Here is a 13,345-nt window from a genome sequence, read left to right as displayed (position 1 = left end):
ACGGGCTATCGTCCGAGGCGATTTCGGCCCATTACGGGAAGAATCACAGGTTCCCCGGGGTGGAAGTGAGCCCTCCGGCGAGCGCGAAGGCGAGCCGGGAGCGGGTCAGCCGGCGCAGTTCGTCGGCCGCCACGGCGCGCTCCTCCTCCGGTTCGTTGCCGAGACGTGACCGGATTCCGGCCAGGACGGCGTCGAGCCGCTCGCCCGGCCGCACCCCGTCCAGGCTGATGACGAACGCGTGGCCGAAGCGGCTCTCGTACGCGGCGTGGGCGGCGCGCAGCGCGGTCCGGGCGGCCGGCGGCGCGTCCGGGTGGGGCGGAGCGGAGGACTCGGCGGCCAGCGCCTCGTCGAGATCGGTGCCGGTCAGGTCGTACCCGGCCTCCTCGGCGGCGGCCAGCAGGGCGTCCACCGTGGGGTAGGGCCGGTGGGCGGCGATCCGCTCGGCCCAGCGGCGGCTGCGGCAGCAGGCGAGCAGCAGCTCCACGGCCCGGCCGGGGGCCGCCGTGTTGAACGCCGGCAGGCCGTGCGGGGCGCCGGAGGTCTTCTGGGCGGGTATGGCAGGCGCGTCCGCCGGGCCCGGCTTGCGGCAGGGGGCGTGGGTGTCGCTGGTCAGCGTGGGCTCCGGGACGGCGGGACGAGTGGGGTGGGCGTGACGCAACGTTATCGACGGGACGGGGGAAGTGTCCGACGAGTGCGCGAATTTCACCCGGAAGGGAGAGTTTGGGGACGTGTGATGGACGTGAAGGTTCCGTTCTTCCGGGTGAGGACCCGCGCGCGGACGACTGGCCGGTCCGTCCGGGGTGCGGGAGGATGCGAGGGATGCGGCACTCCCCTCGGGGCCCCCTGCGCGGCCCGGCACTCCTGGCGGCCGCGGTGGCCCTGACCACCGTGGCGGCCTGCTCGAACGGCTCGCCCTCCGGCACGGACTCCCCGCCCCCCGCCCCCTCCGGCACGGGCCCGGCGGCGACGACCTCGGCCGCGAAGCCGTCCCCGACGCCGACCCCGCCCCCGCCCCCGAGTCCCACGCCGACCCGGACGTACCCGCTCTCCACCGCGCCCCGCACCGTCCCCGCCGTCCGCTCCCACGAGCCGGCCCGCGGCCCCGGCTGGAAGCCCGGACCGGGCGCCGGGGTCGTCCTCGGCGCGAACAGCGCGGGCCTCGCCGACGAGGGCCGGCTGCTCGCCGGCGAGCTGGGCCTGCGCTACCGCGGCGAGGCCGCCGCCGGCCCCGGCGACGTCGAGCTGGCGCTCGGCGGGAAGGGCGCCGCCGAGTCGTACACGCTCGCCGTGAAGGACGGCCGGGTCCGGATCGCCGGACCCGACGAGGCCGGCGTCTTCTACGGCACCCGCACCCTCAAGCAGTCGGTGAAGGCGAGCGGGGCGATGCCCGAGGGCACCGTCACCGACCGGCCGGCCAAGCCGCAGCGCGGGCTCAACGTCGACATCGCCCGCAAGCACTTCACCGCCGCCTGGCTGGAGGACCGCATCCGGGAGATGGGCGACCTCAAGCTCAACCAGCTGGGGCTGCACTTCTCCGACGACCAGGGCTTCCGGATCGAGTCCGACTCGCACCCCGAGATCGTCTCGAAGCAGCACCTCACCAAGGCGGAGGTCCGCCGGATCCTCGCGCTCGCGGCGAGCCGGCACGTCACCGTCGTCCCCGAGATCGACTCGCCCGGCCACCTCGGAGCGGTCATCGACGCCCACCCCGACCTCCAGCTGGTGAGCGTCAGCGGCCGCACCCCGCGCGGGGCCGTCGACATCTCCGACCCGGACGCCGCCCGGATCGTCGACGACCTGCTGCGCGAGTACGCGGCCCTCTTCCCCGGCGCCTACTGGCACCTGGGCGCCGACGAGTACGTGGCCCTGATGGCGAAGGACCCGGAGGCCAGCTATCCGCAGCTCGCGAAGGCGGCGCGGGAGGCGTACGGCCCCTCCGGCCGCGTCCAGGACCTGGCCACCGCCTGGCTCAACGACCGCGCCGCCACCGTCCGGCCCACCGGCAAGACCCTCAAGGCGTGGAACGACGGCTTCTTCGCCGGCGGCGTGGTGGGCGCGGCGAAGGACCTCGAGGTCGAGTACTGGACGGGCAAGGAGTACGGCGCCAGGCCCCCGCTCCCGTACCTCCAGGCGGGCCGCCGGCTGGTCAACCTCAACGACGAGTACCTCTACTACGTGCTCGGCGAGCCCAACGACTTCGCCTACCCGACCGGCCGCCGCATCTACGAGCAGTGGACCCCGCTGGTCGTCCGCGGCACCGCCCCGGTCCCGGCCCGCTACGACGCGCAGATCAGGGGCGCCCGGTTCGCCGTCTGGTGCGACCTCGCGAACGCCCAGACCCAGGACCAGGTCGCCGCCGGCATCCGGCTCCCGCTCGCCGCCCTCTCCCAGAAGGTGTGGGACCCCCGCAAACCCGCGCAGAGCTGGGCCGACTTCCGCGCGCTGGCGACGAAGGTGCGCGGCTGAGCTGCGGTTTTCCCTGGACGGGACGGTTCCGCCTGGCGTAGGTTCGCGCAGCCCCTTGGGGGAGGGGCGTCTCGTTGACACGTTCCTGGGGGGAACTCTCATGCTGCGCAATCCGCAAGGCCTGGCGACGGCCGTCGTCACCCTGCTGGGTCTCAACGTCCTCTTCGACCTGCTGCTGGGCGTCTCGGAGGTGATGACGCTCGCCGACCCCGGCGGTCCCACGAGCCTCTTCGCCGACGCGAGCCTGGTCCAGCTGGGCGTCGGCGACCTCGTCGTCTACCTGGCGACCGTCGTCCTCTTCGTCATCTGGTTTTACCGGGTCCGCCTGAACGCGAACGTCTGGGCCTTCGACCGGCAGAGCCGTACGGCGGGCTGGGCCATCGGCTCCTGGTTCATCCCGATCGCCAACCTCTGGATCCCGCGGCAGATCGCCGTGGACGTCTGGCGGGCGAGCCGCCGGGACCCGTCCGCCGCGGACGGCCCCGGGGAGCTGACCCTCCTCAACTGCTGGTGGACCTTCTTCGTGGTGGGCGACATCGTGGACCGGGTGGCGACCCGGCTGTACGGGCGGGCCGAGACGACGGACGCGCTGGCCACCGCGGCGGCCTGGTCCCTCGCGGGCTATCTGCTCACGATCGTCGCCGCCGTCCTCGCCATCCTGTTCGTCCGCCGTCTGACCTCTATGCAGCACGCCAAGGCCACTGGCATGCTTTCGGCCGCCTAGTGACGAGAAAGCGCCTGTCGGCGCAGAAGTGGACGTAGAGCGTCCGCATCGGGTGGCGAGGAGGCGTCCATGACGTCGAGTACGGGCCGGAGTCTGCTGGAACGGATCGGCGGGGCCGACGCGCGCGGCCTCGCCGCGGCGGGGCTCGCCTGCCTGGACCGGTGCCTGCCGCTGCTCGCGCCCGACCGCACCGAGGTGCTGCGTCCGGTGTGGGCCGCGGTGGCGCGCGGGGACGGCGGGGCCTGGGCCGAGGCCGTGGCCAAGGCGCGGGTCGAGCTGGACGACGCCGGCGGCGGGGCGGTCGACGACGGCGGGCTCGTCGCCCTGGTGCGCGCGCTGCTCGACGGGGTGCCCGCCGCCTGGTCCGAGGAGCCCCTGCGCGCCTGGGCCGAGCGGTGCTCGACCGTGGCGCTCACCGTCCACCGCCTGTACGACCTCGGCGAGGACGGCCCGCTGCACGCCGGAGAGCTCCGCCGCCAGCTGGCCGTCCTCGACGCGGTCGCCCACGGCCCGACCGGACTGCGCCGGGCCCGCGAGCTGTCCACCGAGGGCGGCCGGGTGCTGCGCGCGGTGGTCTCGCGCCGCGCCCGTACCGCCTGAGGGATTCAGTCCTCGGAGGGGCCGTCGAAGACGGTCGCGGAGGCGACGAGCTCGGAGAGCTGCCGCTCCGCCACCGCCTTCTCCAGGCCGAGGCCGCTCAGCACGCCCGTGCCGTCCTCGTGCTCCAGGAGGGCGAGGAGGATGTGCTCGGTGCCGACGTAGTTGTGCCCGAGGCGCAGCGCCTCGCGGAAGGTCAGTTCGAGCACCTTCTTCGCCGCCGCGTCGTACGGGAGGAGCGCCGGAAGCTCCCCCTCGGCGGCCGGCGGCAGCGTCGGCGTGACGGCCTCGCGCAGCTGCTCGGCGGTGACGCCCTGCGAGGTGATCCACAGGACGGCGAGCCCCTCGGGCTCCGCGAGCAGTCCGAGCGCGAGGTGTCCGGGGACGGTCTCCGTGTTCCGCGCGGCGATCGCCTCGTTCTGCGCGGCGACGACGACGGCGCGGGCGCGCGGGGTGAAGCGGGCGAACCCGGCGTTCGGGTCCATCTTCTCGGTGTCGGGCTCCTTGGGCACGAAGCGCTTCTGGGCGGCCTGGCGGGTGACGCCCATGCTGCGACCGATGTCGGTCCAGGAGGCGCCGGAGCGGCGGGCCTGGTCGACGAAGTGGCCGATGAGGTGGTCGGCGACCTCGCCGAGGTAGTCCGCCGCGATGACCGCGCCGGAGAGCTGGTCCAGCGTGTCCGGGTGGACCTTCTTGATCGCGTCGATGAGTTCGTCGAGACGGATGCTGATCTGCGGAACCACGGGATGCGTCATGAGGCAACCTTAGGTTGACACACCTCCGGTGTCAACGAGTGGTTGACAGTCGCGTGGCCGGCTTCTTCCGCCGCGCGGGCCCGTCCGGCCCCGGTTCCGCGCTGAGCAGGCCGTTTGTGCGGGATTTGGCCGACGGTTGAGCGGTGAACCGGATCATGGGGACGTATCGGGTCCGAAGGGGGCACGAACAGCTGAGGAATCGGGGGCTTGGCGTGGACGGCGAGTGGCTGCGCGAATTCGCTTCTCTCCACGGGAATCCCCGCTCCGCGGAGCGCCCCACCCTGGTGTGCTTCCCGCACGCGGGCGGTGCGGCGAGCACCTACGTGCCGATGTCCCGCGCGCTCGCACCCGGCATCGACGTCCTCGCCGTGCAGTACCCGGGCCGGCAGGACCGCAGACGGGAGCGGCCGATCGCCGACATCGGCGAGCTGGCCGACGCCCTCGCCGCCGAGATCGAGCGCGAGGTCCGGGGCCCGTACGCGTTCTTCGGACACAGCATGGGCGCGGTGCTCGCCTACGAGACCGCCCGCCGCCTGAGAGACCGGAAGGTCCCCGGGCTCCTGCACCTGTTCCTGTCCGGCAGGGGAGCCCCGAAGCCCGCGCCCGACCCGCGCGACCGGATGGACACCGACGCCGCCGTCCTCGCCGAGGTGCGACGGCTCGGCGGCACCGACCCGGCGGTCCTCGACGACGAGGAACTGCGGGACATGGTGATGCCGGCACTGCGCGCCGACTACCGGGCGATCGGCGCGTACGAGTGGCTTCCGGGCGAGCCGCTCGACGTGCCCTTCGGCGTCCTCGTCGGGGACAGCGACCCGGTGGTGACCGTCGCCGAGGCCTCCGCCTGGCGCGACTTCACCGCCGCGCGCACCACGGTCGACGTCTTCGCCGGCGGGCACTTCTACCTCGACGCGCACCTGACCGCGATCGCCCGGGCCGTGACCGAGGCCCTGGAGGGCGCCGCGGCGTCGGCCGGGGCCACCTCCATCTCCCCCGTCCCGTAACCGAGTTGAGTACCGAAAAGCGCCACGGCAGCCTGCTCGCCGTGAGCGATCTCCATGTGCGCCACGCGGAGAACCGCGCCCTCGTCGAGGGGCTGCGGCCCCGTCACGACGACTGGCTGATCGTCGCCGGCGACGTCGGCGAGTTCGTCTCCGACGTGGAGTGGGCCCTCGGCCTGCTGAGCGAACGGTTCGCGCGCGTCGTGTGGGCGCCCGGCAACCACGAGCTGTGGACCCCGCCGGACGACCCCGTGCGACTGCGCGGCGTCCGCCGCTACGAGCATCTGGTGGGGATCTGCCGCGAGCTGGGCGTCCTCACCCCCGAGGACCCCTTCGCCGTGTGGGAGGGCGAGGGCGGCCCGGTCGCCGTCGCCCCGCTGTTCGTCCTCTACGACTACTCCTTCCGCGTGCCCGGCGCCCGCACCGTGCGCGAGAGCCTGCACCTCGCCGAGGAGGCGGGCATCGTGTGCACGGACGAGTTCCTGCTGCACCCCGACCCCTACCCGAGCCGCGAGGCCTGGTGCGCCGCCCGTGTCGCCCACACGGAGGCGCGCCTCGCCGAGGTCCCCGACGAGCTGCCCACGGTCCTGGTCAACCACTTCCCGCTGGTCCGCGAACCCACGCGGGTCCTGCGCCACCCCGAGTTCGCCCAGTGGTGCGGCACCACCGCCACCGCCGACTGGCCACGCCGCTTCCGCGCCGCCGAGGTGGTCTACGGCCACCTCCACATCCCCCGACTCACCCACCACGACGGAGTGCCGCACCGGGAGGTGTCCCTGGGCTACCCGCGCGAATGGCGGCGGTGCCCCGGCGTCCCCCACGTGCCCGTGCGCATCCTCGCCGGGGCCGGCACGCCACCCGCCACCGCCTGACCGCCCCTCGAATCCCCGACTCCCTCAGGACGTCCCCGAGCCCGGAACGTCCCCGACTCCCTCAGGACGCCCCCCGAGCCCGGGACGTCCCCGACTCCGGCACGTCCCCGGCCACGGGGCGTCCCCGATCCCAGTACGTCTCCCGACCCCAGTACGTCTCCCGACCCCAGTACGTCTCCCGACCTCAGTACGTCTCCCGCCCCCCTCAGTACGCGACGACTCGGAGGACACAGATGATCGAGCAGCTGCTCGCACCGCCCATGGCGGTCGCCGAGGCCTACCACGACGACATCGGAGGGCCCGGTCTCCACGCGGCCGAGGAGCGGGTGGTGGCGGGCTCCGCGGAGCGGCGCCGCCGGGAGTTCACCACCGTACGCACCTGTGCCCGCAAGGCCCTCGCGGAGCTGAGGGTCGGGCCCGCGCCGATCCTGCCCGGCGAGCGCGGCGCGCCGATCTGGCCGGCCGGGGTGGTCGGCAGCATGACCCACTGCGAGGGGTACCGGGCCGCGGCGGTGGCGTACGCCGGAGAGATCGCGACGATCGGGATCGACGCCGAGCCCAACCGGCCGATCAGGAACAGCGGCACCCGCGACCTGGTGACCGTCCCCGAGGAGCGGGCCCGGCTCGCCGCGCTGCGGTCGCACCGGCCCGAAGTGGCCTGGGACCGCCTGGTGTTCAGCGTGAAGGAGAGCGTCTACAAAGCCTGGTTCCCCCTCACGGGGCGCCCGCTCGACTTCGATCAGGCCATCGTCACCGTCGACCCCGACCACGGCACCTTCCACGCCCGGCTGCTCGTGACGGCACCCGAGATCGGCGGCAGCCGGATCTCCGGATTCCACGGCGCCTGGATCGTGCGGCACGGCATCCTGCTCACCGCCATCGCATTGACCCGCGGGGCCGTGAGCGTCGCCGGGCGGACCCCGGGCCACCGCCGGCCGGGGACCGCCTCCTTGTCCGCACTCTGAACGCCCTGTCCGAAATTCGGGGGGGCTTGGGCCGCCGTCTTGCACTCTGGTGACCGGATCCCGGCGAATCCGTGTCATGCGACGGCACCGTCCGACAGGTCGCCGAGGGGCGGACAGGGAGGGTTGGCGAAATGGGGGAGTCGATGCAGTTCCGATTGCTGGGGCCGATGGAAGTGGTCGACGACGACAGGGTGGTGGGAATCGGCGGCACCAAGCAGCGTGCGACGCTCGGGTTCCTGCTCCTCCAGGCGAACAAGGTGGTGGCCACGAGCCAGCTCCTGAACGCCCTGTGGAGGGTGGACGACGCCCCGGTGACGGCGCGGAAGATCCTGCAGAACGCGGTGTACGGGCTGCGCGGAGTGCTGACGTCCGGGCACGACGCGGGCCACCCGACCGGCACCGCCCTGCTGACCCAGCCGCCCGGCTACATGTTGCGGGTCGACCCCGAGCGCGTCGACCTCCACCTGTTCCAGACCTGGGTCGGCCAGGGCCGCGACCACCTGTCCAAGGGCTCCCCGGAGGCGGCGGCCGTGCTGCTGCGCGACGCGCTGGCGCTGTGGCGCGGCCCCGCCCTGGCCGACCTGGTCGAGAAGGGCGTCGAGTGGCCGGAACTGGCCGCCGTGGAGAACTCCCGGCTCGACGTCAGGGAGGACTACTTCGAGGCCCAGCTCGCCTGCAGCCGCCACCACGAGGTCCTCGCCGACCTGGAGACCATGGTGCGCGCCGAGCCGCTCAGGGAGCGCTCCTGCGGACAGCTGATGCTGGCCCTGTACCGGTGCGGCCGGCAGGCGGACGCGCTCACCGTCTACAGCCGCGTGCGCGCCGTGCTCGTGGAGAACCTGGGCCTGGAGCCCGGACGCGCCCTCCAGGACCTCCAGCAGCGGATCCTCACCCAGGACTCGGCGCTGACCCTGGACCGCGCGCCGTCCCTCGACTTCCCGGCCGCCGCGGACGGCGCCGGCACGCGGGAGCGGCTGACGGTGGCCGCGGCGCCCGAGAGGGCCGTCGTCCCGGCCGTATCCCCGTCCGACGCGCGGGCGGGCGGGGAGACGCGTGCGCGGGCCGGGGCGGGTACGAGGAAGCCGGGGGAGCCGGCGAACCGGCGGGGCGGCAGCGATCGCCGCGAGGTCAGCGTCGTCTCCGTACGCATCCAGATCTCACCCTCCCTCGGCAGCGGCGCGGACCAGGAACTCGACGACCTCCTCGACGGCGCCGGCCTGCTCGTCAGGGAGCAGATCGAGCAGTTCGGCGGCACCGTCACCGCGTCCATCGGCTCGGTGACCGTCGCCCTCTTCGGACTCGAGGGCTCCGGCGGGGACAGCGCGCGGCAGGCCGTGCTCGCGGCCCTCGCCATCCGCGACGTACTCGACGTCTCCGACGGGTCCGACCACGCCCAGTCGACCGTGCACGCCGCGGTCACCAAGGGCGAGGTGCTGCTGCGCAGCCGGAGGCAGGGGCAGGCGCCGGCCGTGATCGGCGCCGTGCTCGACGAGTCCCAGTCGCTGCTCTGCGGCGTGCCCGCGGGGGAGGTGCGGGTCACCGACGCGGTGCGCCGGGCGAGCGAGCACGCCGTCGTCTACCACCGCAGCGACACCGCGCCCGCGGGCTGGGCGGCGCTGGGCGAGCGCTCCACCGGTGCCGCCACCGCCGACGACGCCGAGCGGGGCGTCGAACTGGAGGTGCTGCACGGCCTGATGAAGCGCTCCCTGCGCCGCGCCGTGCCCCACCTCGTCACCGTCCTCGGCGAGAAGGGCACCGGCAAGAGCAGGCTGCTCGGCATGTTCGAACGGTGGGTCGCCGAACAGCCCAGCCCGCCGCTCGTCCTGACCGCACGCGCGCCCAGGGAGTCCGACGACCTCCCGCTCACGATCGCGGGCCGCCTGCTGTCGGCGTACTGCGGCATCCGGCCGGGCGACGACGAGGCGACGGCGCAGGCCGCGCTGGAGCGCGAGGTGCGCACCCTCTACCCGTCGGAGGTGACGGCCCGGTTACGCCTCGGCAGGCTGCGGCCGCTCGCCGCCACCGCGGGCGTCGAGGTGCACTACGGCGAGATGTGTCCGAGGGAAGTCCTCGACGCCTGGGTGGAGTTCGTCCAGCAGGCGGCGCAGCGGCGGCCCGTCGTGCTGTGCGTCGACGATCTGCACCTCGCCCCCGACATGGCCCTGGACGCCATCGAGGGACTGACCGAGTCGACCGGCGCGGGTCCGCTGTTCGTGGTCGCCTGCGCGGGGCCGGAACTCCTCGCCCGCAGGCCGTCCTGGGCCGGCGGCAAGAGCCACACCACCACGGTCACCCTGGACCGGCCCGAACGGATCACCAATGAGCAACTGGTGGAATTCCTGCTCTCGACGTCGCGCAGCGAGGGATCGCAGACCTTCAGCGGATAACGGCACAAGGCCCACCGTCGGGTAATCGATCGCCCACCCCCGGCGGTGGTGGTCCTGATGACTTGCTCGTGACCGGAAAAGGGGAGGGGCCGGAACAGGATGGGGTGAGAACTCCCGGGTGCCGGGATCGCGGCCCGGCCCGTTTCCGGCACTCCTTTCCGCGTTCGATAAGGAGCGAGACATGAATTCAGGATCGGCCGTGTCCGAACTCGCGGAGCCCCATCTGCGCGCACTCCTGGCCACCGCGGGGCTCGATGTCGAATACGTACGCGGCGAGGGGGACACGCTCTACCGCACGGGCGCGGACGGCACCGAGACACCCGTCCTGGACTTCGCGGGCGGATACGGGTCACTGATATTCGGCCACAACCACCCCGAGATCGTGGCCCGCGCCCACCAGCTCCTGGACGAGCGGTCGCCGATCCACGCGCAGTTCTCCTCCCACCCCTACGCCAACCGCCTCGCCGCCGAGCTGAACCGGATCGTCCACCGGGAGACCGGCACCGACGAGCCCTACTACGCCACGTTCGCCAACAGCGGCGCCGAGGCGATCGAGGCCGCCCTCAAGCACGCCGAGCTGGACCGGGTCCTGCGCCTCTCCGAGGCCCTGGAGGAGATCGCCGCCGGCGTCGAGCGGGCCCGCGAGGCGGCGGGCGCCGGCACCGCGACCGTGACGGGCGCCGTCTTCGAGCGCCTGGGGATCGGGCGCCCGGGGACCGGGCGGCGGGACGAGGAGGCCGCGGTCGAGGCCGTCGCCGCCGAGATCGGCCGCAGGAACGCGGAGCGGGCCGCGAAGCCGCCGGTGTTCCTCGCCCTGGAGGGCGGCTTCCACGGCAAGCTGACGGGCAGCGTCCAGCTCACCCACAACGAGGGCTACCGGACCCCGTTCGCGGCGCTCGGCGCCCGCGCCCGCTTCGTGCCGAGGGACCGGCCCGACGTACTGGAGGAGATCCTCGCGGAGGAAAGCGGCACCCTCCTGGGCCTCGCCGTGGAGGACGGCGAGATGCGCCTGGTCGAGCGGGCCGCCCCCGTGTTCTGCGCCTTCCTGCTCGAACCCATCCAGGGCGAGGGCGGCATCCGGCCGCTGTCGGCGGAGTTCGCCGGGCGGATCCAGGCGCTCACCGAGGCCGCCGACTGCCCCCTCGTCATCGACGAGATCCAGAGCGGCATGGGCCGCACCGGCGCCCTCCTCGCCAGCTCCCGGCTGGGCCTGCGCGGCGACTACTACGCGCTCGCCAAGTCCCTGGGCGGCGGCATCGCCAAGACGTCCGTGATGCTGGTGCGCAACGCCCGCTACCGCGCCCAGTTCGAGCTGGTGCACAGCTCGACCTTCGCCAAGGACAGCTTCTCGTGCCATCTGGCGCTGAAGGTCCTCGAACTCCTGGAGGCCGACGGCGGCCGCGCCTACCGCCAGGCCGAGGAGCGGGGCGCCGCCCTGGAGACCATGCTCGACAAGGTGCGGGCCGCCTTCCCCGACGTGGTCGAGGAAGTGCGCGGCAAGGGCCTGATGCTGGGCCTCGAATTCCAGGACCAGTCCGGCGCCGAGGACGCGGTGATCCGCGACGCGGCCCACTCCGGGCTGTTCGGCTACGTCATCGCCGGGCACATCCTGCACGCCCACGCGATCCGCACCTTCCCCACCGCGAGCGCGGTGAACACCCTGCGTTTCGAGCCCTCGATCCTGATCACGGACGAGTCCATCGAGCGCCTCGAGCGGGCCCTGACCGACGTGTGCGGCATTCTGCGCGAGCAGGCCTCGCAGCGGCTGGCCATTCCCGCTTCGGAGTAGTTCGTCGGGGCAGTTCGGTTACTGCCCCGTTCCCGGGCATTGGGTGAGGCCCGCACGGCCCGGGGTAGCGTCGAAACTCCTTTTCCGGCACGACTTCCCCGCGCAGGGGAGACGCCGCGGGGCCCGGACTCCACCGGGCCCTGCGGTACTGCCGTGCCGTCCGTCATTCGTCGCCCGGCGCGGCATCGAAAGTCCTGGCTTCTGGGGAATCCACTGTGAAAGGTCAGCCGAAGTTCATGAAGAGTGAGCACGCTCTGACGGCAGTCGACACGGACGACGAACGGGACGAGCCGATCGCCGTCGTCGGAATGGCATGCAGGCTTCCCGGAGCCGACGGCCCCGCCCCGTTCTGGGACCTTCTCAAGAACGGCACCAGCGCCATCACGGACGTGCCGGCCGACCGCTGGGGAGAGGACGCGCAGGCGGCCGTCACGCGCGGTGGATTCCTGTCCGCCGTAGGCGACTTCGACGCCCCGTTCTTCGCCGTGTCGCCGCGCGAGGCCGCCGCGATGGACCCGCAGCAACGGCTCGTCCTGGAACTGGCGTGGGAGGCCCTGGAGGACGCGGGCATCGTGCCGGCCGCGCTCCGCGGCAGCCGCATCGCCGTCTTCGTCGGCACCCTGCGCGACGACTACACCAACCTCCTGTACCAGCACGGCGTCGACGCGATCGCCCAGCACACCATGACCGGCGTCAACCGCGGTGTGATCGCCAACCGCGTCTCGCACCTGCTCGGCCTGCACGGCCCCAGCCTGACCGTCGACTCCGCCCAGTCCTCCTCGCTCGTCGCCGTCCACCTGGCCTGCGAGAGCCTCCGCCACGGCGAGTCCACCGCCGCCCTCGCGGCCGGCGTGAACCTCAACCTGCTCGCCGAGCACACCGTCACCGAGCAGCGGTTCGGAGCGTTGTCACCGGACGGCGTGACGTACACCTTCGACGCCCGCGCCAACGGCTTCGTACCCGGCGAGGGCAGCGGTGTCGTCGTGCTCAAGCCGCTCGGCCGCGCCCTCGCCGACGGCGACCGCGTCTACGGCGTCATCCGCGGCAGCGCCGTCAACAACGACGGTGCCACCGACGGCCTGACCGTGCCGAGCGGCGAGGCGCAGGAGCAGGTGCTGCGCGCCGCGCTCGAACGGGCCGGACTCACCGCCGCCGACGTGCAGTACGTGGAACTGCACGGCACCGGCACTCCCGTGGGCGACCCCATCGAGGCCGCGGCGCTCGGGCGGGCGTTCGGCGAGGGCCGGGACGCCGGGCGGGCGCTGCGCGTCGGCTCCGTGAAGACCAACATCGGACACCTCGAAGGCGCCGCCGGCATCGCCGGACTCATCAAGGTCCTGCTCAGCCTCCACCACCGGCAGCTGCCGCCCACCCTGAACTTCCGCACGCCGAACCCGGCGATCCCGCTCGCCGAACTCGGCCTCGCCGTGCAGCGCGAGCTCACCGACTGGCCGTTCCCCGACCGGCCGCTGGTCGCGGGCGTCAGCTCGTTCGGCATGGGCGGCACCAACGCCCACGTCGTCGTCGCCGAGGCCCCCGCGGCGCAGCCCGCGGCCGCGGGCCCGCGCCCCGCCGCGCCCGCGGTCCTGCCGTGGATCCTGTCCGGCGCGGGCCGGGCCGCGCTCCGCGCCCAGGCCGAGCGGCTGCACGCCTCCGAGGCCGCCGCCGGGGCGTCCCCGGTGGACGTCGGCTGGTCCCTGGCCACCACTCGGACGGTGTTCCAGCACCGCAGCGTGGTCCTCGCCCCGGACCGCACCGGGCTGCTGGCCGGGCTGGAAGCGGTGGCGGC

General features: G+C 73.5%; 11 protein-coding genes. 9 read left to right on the top strand and 2 right to left on the bottom strand.

The window, feature by feature from the left end; translation table 11 throughout:
* Positions 1-43 precede the first annotated feature (43 nt).
* Positions 44-658: a 2-oxo-4-hydroxy-4-carboxy-5-ureidoimidazoline decarboxylase gene (locus tag ACFW6A_RS37720; protein WP_386646373.1), complete on the bottom strand. Its 615-nt coding sequence runs from the start codon at positions 656-658 to the stop codon at positions 44-46.
* A 161-nt stretch (positions 659-819) separates the two neighbouring features.
* Between ACFW6A_RS37720 and ACFW6A_RS37715 the strand changes: the two genes are divergently transcribed.
* From ACFW6A_RS37715 to ACFW6A_RS37705, 3 genes are all read left to right on the top strand, one after another.
* Entirely contained in the window at positions 820-2,466 is a 1,647-nt protein-coding gene (locus ACFW6A_RS37715) for a glycoside hydrolase family 20 protein (protein WP_351849838.1), read from the top strand.
* A 100-nt stretch (positions 2,467-2,566) separates the two neighbouring features.
* On the top strand, positions 2,567-3,190 hold the full coding sequence (locus ACFW6A_RS37710) for a DUF4328 domain-containing protein (protein ID WP_351849840.1): 624 nt from the start codon (positions 2,567-2,569) through the stop codon (positions 3,188-3,190).
* A gap of 69 nt (positions 3,191-3,259) precedes the next feature.
* Positions 3,260-3,790, top strand: coding sequence for a hypothetical protein (locus ACFW6A_RS37705; RefSeq protein ID WP_351849842.1), 531 nt, complete (start codon positions 3,260-3,262; stop codon positions 3,788-3,790).
* A 5-nt stretch (positions 3,791-3,795) separates the two neighbouring features.
* Here ACFW6A_RS37705 and ACFW6A_RS37700 read toward each other — a convergent pair whose 3' ends face one another.
* Positions 3,796-4,542 (bottom strand): Clp protease N-terminal domain-containing protein, encoded by a 747-nt coding sequence (locus ACFW6A_RS37700; protein WP_351849843.1) that lies wholly within the window; start codon positions 4,540-4,542, stop codon positions 3,796-3,798.
* Positions 4,543-4,754: 212 nt separating this feature from the next.
* On the opposite strand from ACFW6A_RS37700, the gene ACFW6A_RS37695 reads away from it, so the two are divergent.
* The 6 genes from ACFW6A_RS37695 to ACFW6A_RS37670 all read left to right on the top strand — a co-directional run.
* Positions 4,755-5,546, top strand: a complete 792-nt coding sequence (locus tag ACFW6A_RS37695; protein WP_386646368.1) for a thioesterase II family protein — start codon at positions 4,755-4,757, stop codon at positions 5,544-5,546.
* Between the two features lie 5 nt (positions 5,547-5,551).
* Complete coding sequence (locus tag ACFW6A_RS37690; protein ID WP_386646365.1) at positions 5,552-6,415, top strand: metallophosphoesterase family protein; 864 nt, start codon at positions 5,552-5,554, stop codon at positions 6,413-6,415.
* 233 nt (positions 6,416-6,648) lie between these two features.
* Positions 6,649-7,380 carry a 4'-phosphopantetheinyl transferase superfamily protein gene (locus ACFW6A_RS37685; RefSeq protein ID WP_351849848.1) on the top strand — a complete coding sequence of 244 codons (732 nt, stop codon included), beginning with the start codon at positions 6,649-6,651 and terminating at the stop codon, positions 7,378-7,380.
* 143 nt (positions 7,381-7,523) lie between these two features.
* Positions 7,524-9,767, top strand: a complete 2,244-nt coding sequence (locus ACFW6A_RS37680) for a BTAD domain-containing putative transcriptional regulator (RefSeq protein ID WP_351849850.1) — start codon at positions 7,524-7,526, stop codon at positions 9,765-9,767.
* A gap of 181 nt (positions 9,768-9,948) precedes the next feature.
* On the top strand, positions 9,949-11,556 hold the full coding sequence (locus ACFW6A_RS37675) for an aspartate aminotransferase family protein (RefSeq protein ID WP_386646362.1): 1,608 nt from the start codon (positions 9,949-9,951) through the stop codon (positions 11,554-11,556).
* Between the two features lie 236 nt (positions 11,557-11,792).
* Positions 11,793-13,345: type I polyketide synthase (locus tag ACFW6A_RS37670; protein WP_386646359.1), on the top strand; the 1,553-nt coding region annotated here is incomplete at its 3' end.

This window comes from Streptomyces sp. NPDC058758 (assembly GCF_042746075.1).
Lineage (GTDB): Bacteria > Actinomycetota > Actinomycetes > Streptomycetales > Streptomycetaceae > Streptomyces.
This window is presented reverse-complemented; position numbering and strand designations above follow the sequence as displayed.

Bases quoted from the DNA above. Each gene is read 5' to 3' on its own strand.
- ACFW6A_RS37675 (WP_386646362.1), top strand. From the start codon at position 9,949: ATGAATTCAGGATCGGCCGTGTCCGAACTCGCGGAGCCCCATCTGCGC.
- ACFW6A_RS37705 (WP_351849842.1), top strand. From the start codon at position 3,260: ATGACGTCGAGTACGGGCCGGAGTCTGCTGGAACGGATCGGCGGGGCC.
- ACFW6A_RS37710 (WP_351849840.1), top strand. From the start codon at position 2,567: ATGCTGCGCAATCCGCAAGGCCTGGCGACGGCCGTCGTCACCCTGCTG.
- ACFW6A_RS37715 (WP_351849838.1), top strand. From the start codon at position 820: ATGCGGCACTCCCCTCGGGGCCCCCTGCGCGGCCCGGCACTCCTGGCG.
- ACFW6A_RS37680 (WP_351849850.1), top strand. From the start codon at position 7,524: ATGCAGTTCCGATTGCTGGGGCCGATGGAAGTGGTCGACGACGACAGG.
- ACFW6A_RS37700 (WP_351849843.1), bottom strand. From the start codon at position 4,542: ATGACGCATCCCGTGGTTCCGCAGATCAGCATCCGTCTCGACGAACTC.
- ACFW6A_RS37685 (WP_351849848.1), top strand. From the start codon at position 6,649: ATGATCGAGCAGCTGCTCGCACCGCCCATGGCGGTCGCCGAGGCCTAC.